Annotated in this window: 13 protein-coding genes; 11 read left to right on the top strand and 2 right to left on the bottom strand. The window is 70.4% G+C overall.

What is annotated here, in order from left to right; genetic code table 11:
- Positions 1-51 precede the first annotated feature (51 nt).
- From rsmI to AB0I66_RS33375, 11 genes are all read left to right on the top strand, one after another.
- Entirely contained in the window at positions 52-993 is a 942-nt protein-coding gene (gene rsmI, locus AB0I66_RS33425) for a 16S rRNA (cytidine(1402)-2'-O)-methyltransferase (RefSeq protein ID WP_363211736.1), read from the top strand.
- Between the two features lie 297 nt (positions 994-1,290).
- Positions 1,291-1,641 carry a hypothetical protein gene (locus AB0I66_RS33420; RefSeq protein WP_363211974.1) on the top strand — a complete coding sequence of 117 codons (351 nt, stop codon included), beginning with the start codon at positions 1,291-1,293 and terminating at the stop codon, positions 1,639-1,641.
- Between the two features lie 24 nt (positions 1,642-1,665).
- Positions 1,666-2,565, top strand: coding sequence for a TatD family hydrolase (locus AB0I66_RS33415; RefSeq protein ID WP_363211735.1), 900 nt, complete (start codon positions 1,666-1,668; stop codon positions 2,563-2,565).
- A 142-nt stretch (positions 2,566-2,707) separates the two neighbouring features.
- Positions 2,708-4,066 (top strand): ubiquitin-like domain-containing protein, encoded by a 1,359-nt coding sequence (locus AB0I66_RS33410; RefSeq protein ID WP_363211734.1) that lies wholly within the window; start codon positions 2,708-2,710, stop codon positions 4,064-4,066.
- 61 nt (positions 4,067-4,127) lie between these two features.
- Positions 4,128-4,997: a 16S rRNA (adenine(1518)-N(6)/adenine(1519)-N(6))-dimethyltransferase RsmA gene (gene rsmA / locus AB0I66_RS33405; protein ID WP_363211733.1), complete on the top strand. Its 870-nt coding sequence runs from the start codon at positions 4,128-4,130 to the stop codon at positions 4,995-4,997.
- Positions 4,994-5,887, top strand: coding sequence for a 4-(cytidine 5'-diphospho)-2-C-methyl-D-erythritol kinase (locus AB0I66_RS33400; RefSeq protein ID WP_363211732.1), 894 nt, complete (start codon positions 4,994-4,996; stop codon positions 5,885-5,887). Before rsmA ends, AB0I66_RS33400 begins: the two co-directional genes overlap by 4 nt.
- A gap of 86 nt (positions 5,888-5,973) precedes the next feature.
- The gene (locus AB0I66_RS33395; protein ID WP_363211731.1) at positions 5,974-7,335 is read left to right on the top strand and encodes an acyltransferase; all 1,362 of its coding nucleotides are present in this window, start codon (positions 5,974-5,976) and stop codon (positions 7,333-7,335) included.
- An 85-nt stretch (positions 7,336-7,420) separates the two neighbouring features.
- Positions 7,421-9,244 (top strand): ABC-F family ATP-binding cassette domain-containing protein, encoded by a 1,824-nt coding sequence (locus AB0I66_RS33390; RefSeq protein ID WP_363211730.1) that lies wholly within the window; start codon positions 7,421-7,423, stop codon positions 9,242-9,244.
- 146 nt (positions 9,245-9,390) lie between these two features.
- Positions 9,391-11,271, top strand: a complete 1,881-nt coding sequence (locus AB0I66_RS33385) for a PQQ-binding-like beta-propeller repeat protein (RefSeq protein ID WP_363211729.1) — start codon at positions 9,391-9,393, stop codon at positions 11,269-11,271.
- 73 nt (positions 11,272-11,344) lie between these two features.
- A complete protein-coding gene (locus AB0I66_RS33380) occupies positions 11,345-13,204 on the top strand; it encodes a PQQ-binding-like beta-propeller repeat protein (protein ID WP_363211728.1) in 1,860 nt (619 codons plus the stop codon).
- Between the two features lie 263 nt (positions 13,205-13,467).
- On the top strand, positions 13,468-14,193 hold the full coding sequence (locus AB0I66_RS33375) for a response regulator transcription factor (RefSeq protein WP_363211727.1): 726 nt from the start codon (positions 13,468-13,470) through the stop codon (positions 14,191-14,193).
- A 22-nt stretch (positions 14,194-14,215) separates the two neighbouring features.
- Here the strand turns inward: AB0I66_RS33375 and AB0I66_RS33370 are convergent, their stop codons facing one another.
- Together AB0I66_RS33370 and AB0I66_RS33365 are read right to left on the bottom strand one after the other, a co-directional pair.
- Positions 14,216-14,500: a hypothetical protein gene (locus tag AB0I66_RS33370; protein ID WP_363211726.1), complete on the bottom strand. Its 285-nt coding sequence runs from the start codon at positions 14,498-14,500 to the stop codon at positions 14,216-14,218.
- Positions 14,501-14,524: 24 nt separating this feature from the next.
- Positions 14,525-16,207, bottom strand: a complete 1,683-nt coding sequence (locus tag AB0I66_RS33365; RefSeq protein WP_363211725.1) for a sodium:solute symporter family protein — start codon at positions 16,205-16,207, stop codon at positions 14,525-14,527.
- Positions 16,208-16,252 lie beyond the last annotated feature (45 nt).

Genomic DNA, 16,252 nt, shown 5'->3' with positions numbered 1-16,252 from the left:
CTGTGTGAGTCCCGCTCCTGGGCCCCACCCGGCCCCTGCGAGGATGGAACAGTGACTGGAAGCGCAGATTCTCCCGACGGCCCGCCCCCCTCGAGCCCGTCCCCCGGACATTCCTCCGGCGGAACCCTCGTCCTCGCCGGCACGCCCATCGGCGACGTCGCGGACGCTCCGCCGCGGCTCGCCACCGAGCTGCAGTCGGCCGACGTGGTGGCCGCCGAGGACACCCGGCGCCTGCGCCGGCTCACCCAGGCGCTCGGCGTGCAGGTGGGCGGCCGGGTCGTCTCGTACTTCGAGGGCAACGAGAGCGCGCGGACGCCCGAGCTGGTCGAAGCCCTGGTCGGCGGCGCGCGGGTGCTGCTCGTGACGGACGCCGGGATGCCGTCGGTGTCCGACCCCGGGTACCGCCTCGTCGCCGCCGCCGTGGAGAAGGACATCCGGGTCACCGCCGTGCCGGGACCGTCCGCGGTGCTCACCGCGCTCGCCCTCTCGGGCCTCCCGGTGGACCGCTTCTGCTTCGAGGGCTTCCTGCCGCGCAAGGCGGGCGAGCGGCTCTCGCGACTGCGCGAGGTGGCCGAGGACCGTCGCACACTCGTCTACTTCGAGGCACCGCACCGGATCGACGACACCCTCGTCGCGATGGCCGAGGCGTTCGGCGACGAACGCAGGGCCGCGGTCTGCCGCGAGCTGACCAAGACGTACGAAGAGATCAAGCGCGGTTCGCTGAGGGAACTCGCCGAGTGGGCGGCCGACGGAGTACGCGGTGAGATCACCGTCGTCGTCGAGGGAGCCCCGGAGAAGAGCCCCGGTGACCTGGGCCCGGACGAGCTGGTGCGCAGGGTGCGGGTGCGCGAGGAGGCGGGGGAGCGGCGCAAGGAGGCGATCGCCGCCGTCGCGGCCGATGCGGGGCTGCCCAAACGCGACGTGTTCGATGCGGTCGTGGCGGCAAAGAATGCGGCTCGGGCCGCCCCATCGGAAGGCAAAGGACTATCGTGAAAAGCAAAGTGCGGGCCGTGCACCGGGCCTGAAGGCTAAGGAAAGGCCAAATCGCCTTCAACTGTCGACAGGTCTGATGCTTTCGCCTCGGGAAAGGCGTCCACTGGTCAAAGGGGACGCACCCGTCCCCACGCTTCCGGCCGGGAGGAAATCCCCGGTCCGGCAGCGCTTGTCCAGCGGACAAGAGGAGCTGGCATGAGTGAGATCGCCGACACCGGTCACCCCACCACGGCGCCCGATGCGACGCGTGCGACGCAAGCGACCAATACCGTTCACGAATCTTATGCATTCGCCTGTATGCGGTGCGGGCACGGCTGGGAACAGTCCTACGAGATCGAGCATCACGTGGACGGCAAGGGCAAGGAATTCGTGGTGTACGTGGCGGACGGCCTTCACGTGCCGTCGCCGCTGACCCGGCCGACGTGTCAGAACTGCGGCGGGCACGTCGTGCGGATCATGCGGGCCGGACAGGTGTCGTCGGTCCTGGACCTGATGCAGCGGCACCACGCCCCGCGGGCGGCGGCCGGCGCGGGCAAGGCGACGGGGGACGAGACCGGTGCCGGAGTGCCCGAGCCCCGTGAGCCCAAGCACCACCACTGGCACCTCTCGGCGCTGCTGCATCCCTTCCACCACCGCAAGGCGGGGTGACGTCCCCTTCGTAGGATCGGGGGCATGCCTTCCAAGAACGCCGACCGCAAGAACGCCGACGCCAAGAACGCCGCGCCGCCGCTGCCCGAACCCCTTCGGGTGGCGGTCGCCGACTCCCACACGCACCTCGACATGCAGTCGGGGACGGTGGACGAGGGGCTCGCCAAGGCCGCGGCGGTCGGGGTGACGACGGTCGTGCAGGTGGGCTGTGACGTGGCGGGTTCGCGCTGGGCCGCCGAGACGGCCGCCGCGCACGCGAGCGTGCACGCGACCGTCGCCCTGCATCCCAACGAGGCGCCGCGCATCGTGCACGGCGACCCCGACGGCTGGTCCCGGCAGGGCGCGCGCCGGGCGGGCGGCGACGAGGCGCTGGACGCCGCGCTCGCCGAGATCGACCGTCTTGCCGCCCTCGCGCACGTCAAGGGCGTCGGCGAGACCGGCCTCGACTACTTCCGCACCGGGCCCGAGGGCAAGGCCGCCCAGGAGCGGTCCTTCCGCGCCCACATCGAGATCGCCAAGCGGCACGGCAAGGCCCTGGTCATCCACGATCGCGAGGCGCACGACGATGTGCTGCGGGTCCTGAAGGAGGAGGGGGCTCCGGAACGCACCGTCTTCCACTGCTACTCGGGAGACGCGGCGATGGCGCAAGTGTGCGCGGAGAACGGCTACTTCATGTCCTTCGCCGGCAACATGACCTTCAAGAACGCGCAGGGTCTGCGGGACGCGCTGGCCGTGGCCCCCCTCGAACTGGTTCTCGTGGAGACCGACGCGCCCTTTCTCACGCCCGCCCCCTACCGCGGACGGCCTAACGCGCCGTATCTCATTCCGGTCACATTGCGGGCCATGGCCGAGGTGCGGGGGATCGGCGAGGACGCCATGGCCGAGGCGATCTCGGCCAACACGGCACGCGCCTTTGATTACTGACCGATAACGCCCATACCCCCGCGGTTCCGGGCAGCGTCACCACGCTGCGTGGTCGCGCTGCTTTGGAGAGTGACGGTTGCTCCGCTAGGTTCTGGTCCGCCTCGCCCGATCCGGACCGGAACGAGAACGCTGGAGCGTCGTCGTGAGTCATGCGCCGCAGTACGAGACGTCTTATGGGGGCGGCACGACCTATGAGCCGGACCCGGAGCCGGAGCAGGGGGCGGAGCCGGAGCCGGAGTTCTTCCCCCGGCAGGCCACCGTGGTCATCCCTGACGGCGGGCGGGCCGAGGCACGGCGGGCGGCCCGCCGGAAGAAGCCGAAGCCAAAGCCGCGGTCCAAGCCGCAGTCCAGGTCGAGGACCCCGGACCCGGCCTCGTCGGAGCGGTCCGAGACGCAGCGGTCCGAGACGCAGCGGCCCGAGACGCTGCGCCGGCTGCTGCCGCAGGCGCTGGTCGTCGCCTTCCTCGCGGGCGGCACCTCGGCCTTCGTGGCCGACGACAAGGCCATCGAGCTGAGCGTCGACGGCGAGTCGCGCACCCTGCACACCTTCGCGGACGACGTCGGCGAGCTCCTTGAGGACGAGGGCGTGGACTTCGGCGCCCACGACATCGTGGCGCCGACCGCGAGCACGGCCCTGGCCAGCGGCGACGAGATCGCCGTCCGCTACGGCAGGCCGGTCGAGCTCACCCTCGACGGGCAGCGGCGCGAGGTGTGGACGACGGCCCGCACGGTGGACGGTGCGCTGCGCCAGCTCGGGGTGCGGGCCGAGGGCGCCTATCTGTCGGCCTCGCGGAGCAAGCGGATCGACCGGGGCGGCCTCGACCTCGACGTACGTACCGAGCGCACGGTGACGATCATGGCGGACGGCCGTGAGCGGACCATCCGGACGAACGCGGCGACCGTGCGGGAGGCCGTCGAGGAGTCCGGCATCAGCCTGAACGGCCAGGACACGACCTCCGTCGCGCCCGAGAGCTTCCCGCGCGACGGGCAGACGATCACCGTCATGCGCATCTCCGGCCGCAAGGAGGTGCGGGACGAGCCGATCCCGTTCGACGTGCGGCGGACCGACGACTCCTCCCTGTTCGTCGGCACGGAGGTCGTGGAACGGCAGGGCCACCAGGGGACCCGGCGGGTGACGTACGCGCTGCGTACGGTCAACGGCGTCAAGCAGAAGCCGCGGCGGCTGCGCTCGGAGATCGTGCGGGAGCCGCAGACGCAGATCGTGAAGGTCGGCACGAAGCAGCGTCCGAGTTCGGTGGCCGGGGCGGAGGGCCTGAACTGGGGCTCGCTGGCCCACTGCGAGTCGGGCGGCCGCCCGAACGCGGTGGATGCGTCGGGGACGTACGGCGGCCTGTACCAGTTCGACACCCGGACCTGGCAGGGCCTCGGCGGCTCGGGCCGCCCGCAGGACGCGTCGTCGGAGGAACAGACGTTCCGCGCGAAGAAGCTGTACGTACAACGGGGCGCGAGCCCGTGGCCGCACTGCGGGGGGCGGTTGTAGAGGGGCCGGCCCGCTCCGGCGGCTGGTGGGGGCCCGAGGTCAGGACCCGTAATCTGGTGCGGTGAGCAACAGTGAGCCCGGCAGCCTTCTCGGCGCCGCCGACATCCGCGAGCTGGCCGCTGCCCTGGGCGTACGCCCGACCAAGCAGCGCGGCCAGAACTTCGTCATCGACGCCAACACCGTCCGCCGCATCGTCCGCACCGCGGACGTCGGCCCGCAGGACGTGGTCGTCGAGGTCGGCCCCGGGCTCGGTTCGCTGACCCTCGCCCTCCTCGACACCGCGGACAGCGTGATCGCCGTGGAGATCGACGACGCGCTGGCGGGGGCTCTGCCCGCGACCATCGAGGCCCGGATGCCCGCGAAGGCCGCGTCCTTCGCGCTGGTGCACAGCGACGCCATGCTGGTGCGCGAGCTGCCGGGCCCCGCCCCGACCGCGCTGGTCGCCAACCTTCCGTACAACGTGGCCGTCCCCGTGCTGCTGCACATGCTCGACACCTTCCCCAGCATCGAGCGCACGCTCGTGATGGTGCAGGCCGAGGTCGCCGACCGGCTCGCCGCCGATCCGGGCTCCAAGGTGTACGGCGTGCCCTCCGTGAAGGCGAACTGGTACGCCGACGTGAAGCGCGCCGGTTCCATCGGGCGCAACGTCTTCTGGCCCGCCCCGAACGTCGACTCCGGTCTCGTCTCGCTCGTGCGGCGTGCCGAGCCGGTGAAGACCACCGCCTCGAAGAAGGAGGTCTTCGCCGTCGTCGACGCGGCCTTCGCCCAGCGCCGCAAGACCCTGCGGGCCGCCCTCGCCGGATGGGCGGGCTCCGCTGCCGCCGCCGAGGCCGCGCTCGTCGCCGCCGGGGTGTCGCCGCAGGCGCGCGGCGAGGCGCTGACGGTGGAGGAGTTCGCGCGGATCGCCGAGAACAAGGGCGCGGGCCTGTGAACCCCGAAGTGACCGTCCGCGTTCCCGCGAAGGTCAATGTGCAGCTCGCGGTGGGCGCCGCCCGCCCGGACGGGTTCCACGACCTCGCCAATGTCTTCCTCGCCGTCGGTCTCTATGACGAGGTCACGGTGACGCCCGCGGAAGAGCTGCGGATCACCTGCTCGGGGCCCGGCGCCGACCAAGTGCCGCTCGACCGCACGAACTTGGCGGCGAGGGCCGCGGAACTCCTTGCCGCACGGCATGGGCGCACCGCCGACGTGCACATCCACATCGCCAAGGACATTCCCGTCGCAGGCGGAATGGCCGGCGGCAGCGCGGACGGCGCGGGCGCGCTCGTGGCGTGCGACGCGCTGTGGGGCACCGAGGCCTCGCGCGAAGAACTGCTCGACATCTGCGCCGAGTTGGGCAGCGACGTGCCGTTCAGCCTGGTCGGCGGGGCGGCGCTCGGCACCGGGCGGGGGGAGAAGCTGGAGACCCTGGAGGTCGGCGGCACCTTCCACTGGGTCTTCGCGGTGGCCGACGGCGGGCTCTCCACGCCCGCTGTCTACCGCGAGTTCGACCGGCTGACCCCGGACGCCCCCGCCCCGCAGGCATCCCCCGCGCTGCTCGACGCCCTGCGGGACGGGAACGCCGAGGCGCTCGCCGATGCCGTGAGCAACGACCTTCAGCCCGCGGCGCTCTCGCTGTTCCCCTCGCTCGTCGACACCCTCGCCGCGGGGACCCGGGCGGGCGCCCTGGCCGCGCTCGTCTCCGGCTCCGGGCCCACGACGGCGTTCCTGGCCGCGGACGCGGAGTCCGCGCGACGGGTCGCCGAAGCGCTCTCGGCCTCCGGCACCTGCCGGACCGCCCGGGTGGCCGACTCCCCGGCGCCGGGCGCCACGATCCTCTAGGGCACGTACAGGGGGCACGTACTCAGACGCCGATCTGAGTACGTGCGCGCTGACGCGGGACCCGCGGTGCGCGCGACCGTACGTACATGGGATCAAGCGTTCGTGAACTGGCCGAGAAGACGCCCACCGGGCGCGACCGGTACATCGACCTGCTGCGGGTCGCCTCGCTCGGCACGGTCGTCGTGGGCCACTGGCTGATGGCGGCGGTGACCGTCGGGGACGACGGCCGCACCGAGGTCGGCAACCTCCTCGCCGTCGTGCCCGACCTGCAGCTGCTCACCTGGGCGCTGCAGATCATGCCGGTGTTCTTCTTCGTCGGCGGCTTCTCCCACGCGCTGTCGTACCGCTCCCTGAGCCGCAAGGCCCCCGAGGGCGGCGGCTCGGTCTACTCGGCGTTCCTGCGGGCGCGGCTGCAACGGCTGCTGCGGCCGACGATGGTCTTCATCGGGGTGTGGGGCGTCGCCGCTCTGGCGGTGCAACTCGCGGGCGAGGGCGGTGCGTTGCTGGACGTGACGCTGCGCCTGGTCGCCCAGCCGCTGTGGTTCATCGGCATCTACCTGGCGATGGTGGCGTTCACGCCGCCGCTGCTGAAGCTCCACGAGCGGTACGGCTGGGGCGCCTTCGGGGGCCTGGTGCTCGCCGCGGGGGCGGTGGACCTGGCGCGCTTCGCGTTCGGCGTCCCGTACGTGGAGTTCCTGAACTTCGCCTTCGTGTGGCTCGCCGTGCATCAGCTGGGCTTCCTGCGGGCGGACGGCAGGCTGCGGATGCCGGCGGCCATGGCCGGGGCGGGTCTCGCCGGAGCCGCGGCCCTGGTGGCCCTCGGCCCGTACCCCCTCTCCATGGTGGGGATGCCCGGCGAGCGCGTCTCGAACATGGCTCCGCCGACCTTCGCCCTGCTCTGCCACGGCATGTGGCTGGTGGGCGCGGTGGAACTGCTGCGGGGCCCCGCGACCCGGTGGCTGGCACGACCGCGGGTATGGCGGGGAGTGGTGGCGGCGAACGGTGTCTCGATGACGGCGTTCCTGTGGCACCTGACGGCGATGCTCGGGGTGTACGGGGTGCTGATCGCGGCGGACGTGCCGTTGCCGGAGCCTGCCACGGCGGAGTGGTGGACACAGGTTCCGCTGCGCATGGCGGCCGCCGTGGTGCTCACCGCACTGCTGGTCGCCGCCTTCCGCCGCTTCGAGAAGCCGGTCGCGGCGAAGGAGTCGACGGGTGCGCCGGGCGCGGGCCCGGCAGCTGCCGTGGGCGTCACGCTCTGCCTCTTCGGGGTGCTCGGCCTCTCCATGGTCGGCTTCGGGGGACTGCTCGAAGGGCGTACGGCGATGCTCGTCGCGGTGCGGGTGACGGCGCCGGTGGCGGTGGGCATGGCCCTGGCCGGGTGGCTCCTTGTCGAGCGGGCGGGCCGGGGCGTGCGGGGCGGGGCCCCAGGAATGCCGTCCTGCTGATCCGGGGCCCTGACCGGCCCCCGGGCAGGTGGTCGCCGCCTCCGACTACGCTGGAGGTCGATCGATCCCCTTCCCTGGAGCGTTAATGGCCGTCAACCTGGTCAATGTCGAGGCAGTCAGCAAGGTGTACGGCACCCGTGCCCTGCTCGACGGTGTCTCCCTCGGCGTGTCCGAGGGGGACCGGATCGGCGTCGTGGGGCGCAACGGAGACGGCAAGACGACCCTCATCCGGATGCTCGCCAAGCTGGAGGAGGCCGACACCGGGCGGGTCACGCACAACGGCGGTCTGCAGCTCGGCGTGCTGACCCAGCACGACTCGCTCGACCCCGAGGCCACCGTGCGGCACGAGGTCATCGGTGACCTCGCCGATCACGAGTGGGCGGGCAACGCCAAGATCCGTGACGTGCTGACCGGTCTGTTCGGCGGCCTGGACATGCCGGGCTTCCCGCAGGGCCTCGACACCGTGATCGGGCCGCTCTCCGGTGGCGAGCGCCGCCGTATCGCCCTTGCGAAACTGCTCATCGGCGAGCCCGACCTGATCGTGCTCGACGAGCCCACCAACCACCTGGACGTCGAGGGCATCGCCTGGCTCGCCGGGCACCTGCGGACGCGGCGCTCGGCGCTCGTCTGCGTCACGCACGACCGCTGGTTCCTGGACCAGGTGTGCACGCGCATGTGGGACGTACAGAGCGGGTCCGTCTTCGAGTACGAGGGCGGGTACTCCGACTACGTCTTCGCGCGTGCCGAGCGTGAGCGCATCGCCGCCACCGAGGAGACCAAGCGCAAGAACCTGATGCGCAAGGAGCTCGCCTGGCTGCGGCGCGGCGCCCCCGCGCGCACCAGCAAGCCGCGGTACCGCATCGAGGCCGCCAACGAACTCATCGCCGACGTGCCGCCGCCGCGTGACACCAGCGAGCTGATGAAGTTCGCCACGACCCGGCTCGGCAAGACCGTCTTCGATCTTGAGGACGTGACCGTGCAGGCCGGACCGAAGGTGCTCCTCAAGCACCTGACCTGGCAGCTCGGCCCCGGTGACCGCATCGGCCTGGTCGGCGTCAACGGCGCGGGCAAGACCTCGCTCCTGCGGGCGATGGCCGAGGCGCAGCGCTCCGACGGCGACGTACAGCCCGAGGCGGGGCGGGTTGCGGTCGGCAAGACCGTCAAGCTCGCCTACCTCTCGCAGGAAGTGGCCGAACTCTCCCCGACGCTGCGGGTGTTGCAGGCCGTGCAGCAGGTCCGCGAGCGCGTCGACCTCGGCAAGGGCCGGGAGATGACCGCCGGGCAGCTCTGCGAGACGTTCGGGTTCAACAAGGAGAAGCAGTGGACTCCCGTCGGTGATCTCTCCGGTGGTGAGCGGCGGCGGCTCCAGCTCCTGCGCCTCCTGATGGACGAGCCGAACGTCCTCTTCCTCGACGAGCCGACGAACGACCTCGACATCGAGACGCTGACGCAGCTGGAGGACGTCCTCGACAGCTGGCCGGGGTCCATGGTCGTGATCTCCCACGACCGGTTCTTCCTGGAGCGCACCACCGACAAGGTCTTCGCGCTGCTCGGCGACGCCACGATGCGGATGCTGCCGCGCGGCATCGACGAGTACCTGGAGCGGCGCAAGCGGATGGCGGAAGCGGGCGTTCCCTCGGCGCCCGTCGCCACGTCCGCGGCGCCGTCCGCGGCCCCGCAGAAAGCGGCGGTCTCCTCCGCCGACGCACGCGCCGCGAAGAAGGAACTGCAGAAGATCGAGCGGCAGCTGGACAAGATGTCGACGAAGGAGACGTGGCTGCACGCCCAAATCGCCGATAACGCCACCGACTTCGAAAAGGTGGCCAAACTGGACGCCGAGTTGCGTGAACTCGTGAGCGAGCGCGACGAGTTGGAGATGCGCTGGCTGGAGCTCGCGGAGAGCGCGTAGAGGTCTCGTAACAGACGCATCACGGGCCGGTCCTCCCTTGGGAACAGGGGACGGACCGGTCAGTTGTGCTAGTGCCGCAGGGTGATAGAAAGGGCGGCCTGAGCACCACTTGGCGTGCCGAAAAATCAGTGAAGGGGGAAGCGCTGATGACTCAGCCGCCCAACCAGCCGCCGTCCGGCGGTTTCGGAGCTCCGCAGGATCCGGAGAAGGGATCCGCGCCGCAGCCACCGGGTCAGCCACCGCAGATGCCCGGCCAGCCGCCGGCCCCGCCGTCGGGAGCCCCGCAGACTCCGCCGCCCGCGTCCGCGCCCCAGCCCGGTTACGGCTACCCGCAGACGCCGCCCGCGCCCCAGCCGGGTTACGGCTACCCGCAGCAGCCCGGACCGTACAACCAGCCCGGACCCTACGGCCAGCCCACGCAACCGGGTCAGCCCGGGCCGTACGGCCAGCCCACGCAGCCCGGCCAGCCGGGCCCCTACAGCCAGCCGACGCAGCCGGGCCCCTACGCCCAGCAGCCTCAGTACGGTTACCCGCAGCAGCAGTTCCCGCCCCCCGGCGTGCCCGGCACCCAGCCGCCCGGCGGCGGTGGCGGCGGCAAGAACCCCTTCAAGGGCAAGCCGCTTCTGGTCGTGGCGGCCGTGGCCGCCGCGGCGCTCGTCATCGGCGGCGTCGCCTGGGCGGTCGTCGGCAGTGACGACGGCGGCAAGAAGAAGCCGGTCGCGGAGAAGAGCGACGACCCCAAGTCCAGCGAGTCCGCACCGGTCAACCCGGGCGACGGCGACGGTGACGGCGGCCAGCAGGAGGACCTCAACGCGGGCCGCCAGCCCGGCGAGGCGAAGGTGCTCTGGTACAAGGAGGCGCCCAAGGTGCCCGGCTCCGGCGCCGACGCCAAGGGCATGTGGATCCAGGGTGACGTCGCCATCAAGGCGGCGTACAAGGAGATCACCGCCTACAAGGTCAAGACGGGCGACGAGGCCTGGCCGACGATCAAGTTCCCGCAGAAGATCTGCGGCACGACACCGCAGGTCACGAAGGACAACAAGATCGTCGTCGCGTACAAGGACGGCCAGAAGGACTCCGCCAAGTGCAGCCAGGTCCAGGTCGTCGACCTGGAGACCGGCGAAAAGGGCTGGACCAAGCCGGTCAAGGAAGAGGGGCTCTTCGACTTCTCCAGCGACGCCGACCTCTCCATCACCGGTGACACGCTGATGGTCGGCCGCTCCCAGTCCGGCACGGCACTGCGGATGAGCGACGGCAAGGAGCTCTTCGTGTCCGGGAAGAAGGACGAGGGCACCTGCTTCCCCAGCGGCTTCACCGGCGGCAAGAAGATGCTCCGCGCGCTCTCGTGCGGCGCGAGCTCGCCCACCGAGCACGACGAGCTCCAGCAGATCGACCCGAAGACCGGCAAGGCCGTGTGGACGAGGAAGTTCGAAAAGGGCTGGCAGATCGGCCGGATCTACTCCGAGAGCCCGACGATCGTCTACCTCACCAACGAGGACAAGAAGCAGTGGAACATCACCACGCTGAAGCCCAACAGCAGCGCCACGCGCTCTGAGGTCGGCGTGGACGAGGACTTCGCGCCGGAGTGCGGCGGTTCGACGTTCCTCGGCGGCAGCCTCCAGGGCTGCCTCGGCGCGACGACCGACGACAAGAACCTCTACCTGCCGACCAAGGCGACCACCGGCGCCAACGAGGTCGTGGCGATCAGCCTGGCCAACGGCAAGGAGGCCTGGCGCGTGAAGTCGCCGCTTGAGGAATCGATGCTGCCGATGAAGGTCGAGGGCGGTGAGCTGATCGCCTACGTCAGCCCCGCGTACGACTCGGGTGGTCAGGTCGTCTCGATCCCGCTCTCGGGCTCGCACAAGCCGAAGACGCTCCTGAAGAACCCCGAGGGGACCTCGGAGATCGAGAGCGGCTTCTTCTCGAAGGACGTCGACTACGTGGACGGTCGCTTCTACATCTCCACCACGCGGCTCTCGGGCAGCGCGAAGGGCCAGGAGAAGCTGATGCTGGCCTACGGCAAGTGACCTTCTCCGTCGGGCAGGTGCCCGCGTCCTCTTCGTCGCTCAGTTCATCTCTCGTCCCCAAGGAATCGACGTCATGACCCAGCCGCCCCAGCCGCCCAACGAGCCCCCGCAGGGCGGGTTCGGCCCTCCGCAGGACCCCCCGCCGGTCGGCTTCGGCAAGGCCCCCGAGCCGAACGACCCGTCGTACGGATACCCGCAGACCCCGCCGCCGGCACAGCCGCCGACGCCGCCTGCCCAGCCGCCGACGCAGCCGCAGGGCCAGCCCAACTACGGCTACCCGCAGGCGCCGCAGGCCCCCGGCACCCCGCCCCCCGGCCAGCCCCAGGGCTACGGCTACCCGGGCCAGCCGACGCAGCCGTACAACCAGCCGACGCAGCCGTACGGCCAGCAGGCTCCGTACGGCCAGCAGCCTCCGTACGGCGCCTACCAGCAGCCCGGCACGATGCCGATGGCTCCGCAGGCGGGCGTGCCCGGCGGCCCGGGCGGTTCGAAGCTCAGCGGCCAGATGAAGATCATCATCGGTGCGGTCGTCGCCATCGCCCTGATCGTCGGCGGCGGTGTCTTCTACGCCTCGACCTCGGACAAGAAGGACGACGAGGCCAGCTCCGCGGGCCCCACGGGCAAGGGCGGCGAGGACAAGAAGGGCGGCGGCGGCGAGCAGGGCCCGAGCGGTCCCGGCAAGGAGAAGGTCCCGGCCAACACCAGCGCCACCGTCTCCATGCAGCTCCCGCAGCCCGAGGTGCCCAAGGACGACGTCTGGAGCATCAAGGGTTCCTGGCTCACCGAGGACGTCTACGCCAAGGCGGGCGTCAACGAGATCGTCGGGTACAACCCGTCCGACGGCAAGGAACTGTGGACGCTGCCGCTGAAGGGGCAGACCTGCGCGGGATCGCGCGAGGTCACCAAGGACGGCATCGTCGCGGTTGCCTACGAAGACGGCAAGCGGACCAAGAAGGGTGACCACAAGACCTGTTCGCAGATCTCTGCGGTCGACCTGACGGACGGCAAAAAGCTCTGGACGGAGACCATCGACGAGGGCAGCATGGCCGCCCGCGTCCAGGAGGTCACCATCAGCGGCAGCACCGTCGCGGCCGGTTCCAGCGCCGGTGGCGCGGCCTTCGACCTCACCTCGGGCAAGCACCTGTGGGAGCCCACCCCGGGTGACGAGTGCCAGGACGAGGGCTACGCGGGCGGCGAGCAGCTCGTCGCCGTCCAGAAGTGCGGCGACTACGGCGACGAGAAGCTGAAGATCCAGCTCCTCGACGCCAAGACCGGCAAGTCGAAGTGGACGTACCCGGTGACGCCGGGCGTCGACAACGCCAAGATCATCTCGACGCGCCCGATCGTCTTCGGCCAGGACACCCAGGAGATCACCGCGAGCGGCGTCACGGATGCCTTCTCGCTCGACGACCAGGGCAAGCTCCGCGCCAAGATCTCGCTGCCCGACGGCAAGTACGACCACGACTGCGAGGTCAACGTCGTCTACGCCTGCTCCTCGCTGGCCGTCGGCAACGACAAGCTCTACGTCCCGACCCGCCAGCACGACGGCGGCGGCGACGGTTACAGCCAGACGAACGAGATCATCTCGTTCTCGCTGGCCACCGGCAAGACCACGGGTGACCGTGCCGACGCGGGCGAGAACGGCGAGATGTTCCCGATCCGCATGGACGGCGGCAACATCCTGGCCTACAAGGACGCCGGTTACGACAAGGGCGCCCAGGTCATCTCCCTCAACGGCAAGACGATGAAGGAGACCAAGCTCCTGGAGACCCCCGCGGCCGAATCCGTCGGCAGCGCCATCAGCGGCATGGTCCCGAAATCGAACGAACTCCTTTACGCCGGAGGCAGGCTGTACCTCGGCAAGGAGCTGATCAGCAAGCCGTACTCGAAGGACGAGAAGGAGTACACGGCCCTGGGCTTCGTCGCCCAGTAAGCCCTCTGACCTCCGCGTACGCACCGGACGGCCCCGTTCCTGCAAAGGAGCGGGGCCGTTTCGTCTCCCCGTGTGCACCGTTCCGTACGCACGTACTCCCCTTCACTCGAATATGGCCGGGATTTCGGCAATCCGGGCCGCTTATCGCCGGGAGGGGGCGCGCGGCGTCGAACAAGCGTGTAGCTTCCGGGGGATGAGTGGGCGTGGGGCCGGGGGGCCCTCGATCCGTGGGGGTTCCGTGGGGGAAAGTGGGGGGCTGCTCGATGGGTGTGCGACTCATGGTGGTCGACGACCACCGACTTCTCGCGGAGGCACTCGCCTCGGCGTTGAAACTGCGCGGGCACCGGGTGCTCGCCGCGGCCGCGCCCGCGGCCGGGGCGGCGGAGCTGGTCATCAGCCGGGCACCCGAGGTCTGCCTGCTCGGCACGGCGACACCCGCGGAGACCGGCATGTTCGATCCGGTCGTGAAGATCAAGCGGGAGCGGCCGCAGGTGGCCGTGGTGGTGCTCGGCCCGGTGCCGAGCCCGCGCGGCATCGCGGCGGCCTTCGCCGCGGGTGCTTCCGGGTACGTACGCCATGACGAGCGCATCGAGGGTGTCGAGCGCGCCATCATGAAGGCGAGAGCCGGCGAGGCGGCCGTCGCGCCGCAGCTGTTGCAGGGCGCGTTCAGCGAACTGCTCAATCCGGCCGCGCAGCCCGACGACGAGGGGCAGCGGCTGCTCCAGATGCTCACGCCGCGCGAGGTCGAGGTCCTGGTGCGGGTCGCCGACGGCGAGGACACCCGCCTCATCGCCGCCGGAATGGGGATCGCGCCCAGCACGGCGCGTACGCACGTGCAGCGCGTCCTGATGAAACTGGGCGTCGGCTCCCGCCTGGAGGCGGCGGCGCTCGCCGCGCGGACGGGCCTGCTCGACCGCGCGGAACGTCCCGTCCCGGCCTACCCGCAGGACACGGAGACGCCGACGGGGCCCGAGCCACCGGCACAGTGAACTCGGGCCCCGCCTTTGGACGTTACTCTTCCTCCTCCGGCGCCTCGGTGGGCGGCGGCGTGGGCCGCAGCCAGAGCCAGCCGAGGAAGAAGAGCCCGAGCGCCAGCATGGCCAGGCCCGTCCAGAGGTTGATGTTGATGTCCTCGGCCTTCTTCATGTCGGCGTCGGACGGGGAGATTCCGGCGATCGTCACGATGATGCCGTAGACGACGAACAGACCGCCGATGATCCGCCGGATGTCGAAGAGACGGGCCGCCGTGGCGGACTTGCGCTCCAGTGCGGAGACTTCTTTTCGCAGTTCAGACATGTTCTTCCAGACCTCCGATCGGGCTTAGAGCGAGTAGGGCAGGTAGCAGAGCGCGGCGAGCACGATCGCTCCCCAGCCGAGCAGCGCGGGCTTGCGGTACCAGGCGTCGTCGCCCTCGGCCGGCGGCTCGTCGAGGTCCGGCGCGGTCGTCCCGTAGACCAGACCGGCCAGTTCGGCCTCCGGCTTGGGGGCGGTGAACAGCGTGACCGCGACCATCACCACGGCACCGGCGACGAAGCCGACGATCGCCGAGACGAAGTTGGCGCCCTGGTCGGTCGGGATGTCGATGACGCCCTGCTTGTAGATGTAGAAGTAGTTGACCATCGCGGCGGTGGTGCCCGCGACCAGGCCCCAGACGCCGGACTTCACCGAGGCGCGCTTCCAGAACATGCCGATGATGAAGACCACGAACATCGGGACGTTGAAGAAGGAGAACAGCGTCTGGAGGTACCCCATGATGTTCGAGAACGACGAGGCGATGAAGGCCGTCCCGATGGAGGCAAGGACGCCGATCGCGGTGATCAGACGGCCGAACTTCAGGTAGTAGGCGTCCTCGCGGCCCTTGACCACGTACTTCGACCAGATGTCGTAGGTGAAGACCGTGTTGAAGGACGACACGTTCGCCGCCATGCCCGCCATGAACGCCGCGAGCAGACCGGTCACCGCGATGCCGAGCACGCCGTTGGGCAGCAACTCCTGCATCAGGTACGGGATCGCGTCGTTGTAGGTGAGGTCCGAGCCCGGCGTGCCGATCTTCGGGACGAGGACGGCCGCGACCAGGCCCGGGATCATCACCAGGAAGACGATGAAGATCTTCGGGAAGGCGGCGATCAGCGGGGTGCGCTGGGCGGCGGAGAGGTTCTTCGCGGACAGGGCGCGCTGCACCTCGGCGAAGTTCGTCGTCCAGTAGCCGAAGGAGAGCACGAAGCCGAGGCCGAGGATGATCGTCAGCCAGTTCGCGCCGAGCGGGTTCGCGTCACCGATGCCGGTGCCGCCCCAGGCGCTCATGAAGTCGTCGCCGTGCGCCTTCACGAGTGAGTCGGACATGCCGTCCCAGCCGCCGACCTTCTTCAGGCCGATGACGCAGATCGGGATGAGCGCGGCGAGGATCACGAAGAACTGGAGGACCTCGTTGTAGATCGCCGAGGAGAGGCCGCCGATCGTGATGTACATCAGGACGAAGAACCCGGCGACCACGATGGCCACCCACTGCGGCCAGCCCAGGAGCGCCTCGACGACGATCGACAGGGCGTAGAGGTTCACGCCCGCGATGAGGATGGCGGCGAAGGCGAAGAGCACCGAGCTGAGCAGGTGCGCCGACTTGTCGAAGCGCTGGAGCAGGTACTCGGGGACCGAGCGGACCTTGCTGCGGTAGTAGAACGGCATCATCACGAGGCCGAGGAAGACCATCGCGGGGATGGCGCCGATCCAGTACCAGTGGACGACCGCGACGCCGTACTGGGCGCCGGTCGCCGCCATGCCCAGGATCTCGGTGGCGCCGAGGTTCGCGGCGACGAACGCGAGGCCGGTGACCCAGGCGGGCAGGGAGCGGCCCGAGAGGAAGAAGTCGAGGCTGGTCCTGACGGAGCGGCGGGCGGCGAAGCCGATGCCGAGGACCACGGCGAAGTAGATCGCGAGGATCGCGTAGTCGAGGCCGTTGGTGGGCAGCCGAAGCCCCTCGGCCAGGGTCTGTGTGGGGGACTGCATGGGGAACTCGCTTCGTTGCGCGAACTGATCAGACCGGAACCTACG

Source organism: Streptomyces sp. NPDC050439 (assembly GCF_040655335.1).
Lineage (GTDB): Bacteria > Actinomycetota > Actinomycetes > Streptomycetales > Streptomycetaceae > Streptomyces.
The sequence above is the reverse complement of the archived record's forward strand: the minus strand, read 5'-3'. Positions and strand labels throughout refer to the sequence as shown.

Coding starts and splice junctions, on each gene's coding strand:
- AB0I66_RS33420 (WP_363211974.1), top strand. CDS start 1,291: ATGCGGTGCGGGCACGGCTGGGAACAGTCCTACGAGATCGAGCATCAC.
- AB0I66_RS33415 (WP_363211735.1), top strand. CDS start 1,666: ATGCCTTCCAAGAACGCCGACCGCAAGAACGCCGACGCCAAGAACGCC.
- AB0I66_RS33395 (WP_363211731.1), top strand. CDS start 5,974: ATGGGATCAAGCGTTCGTGAACTGGCCGAGAAGACGCCCACCGGGCGC.
- AB0I66_RS33390 (WP_363211730.1), top strand. CDS start 7,421: ATGGCCGTCAACCTGGTCAATGTCGAGGCAGTCAGCAAGGTGTACGGC.
- AB0I66_RS33385 (WP_363211729.1), top strand. CDS start 9,391: ATGACTCAGCCGCCCAACCAGCCGCCGTCCGGCGGTTTCGGAGCTCCG.
- AB0I66_RS33380 (WP_363211728.1), top strand. CDS start 11,345: ATGACCCAGCCGCCCCAGCCGCCCAACGAGCCCCCGCAGGGCGGGTTC.
- AB0I66_RS33375 (WP_363211727.1), top strand. CDS start 13,468: ATGGGTGTGCGACTCATGGTGGTCGACGACCACCGACTTCTCGCGGAG.
- AB0I66_RS33370 (WP_363211726.1), bottom strand. CDS start 14,500: ATGTCTGAACTGCGAAAAGAAGTCTCCGCACTGGAGCGCAAGTCCGCC.
- AB0I66_RS33365 (WP_363211725.1), bottom strand. CDS start 16,207: ATGCAGTCCCCCACACAGACCCTGGCCGAGGGGCTTCGGCTGCCCACC.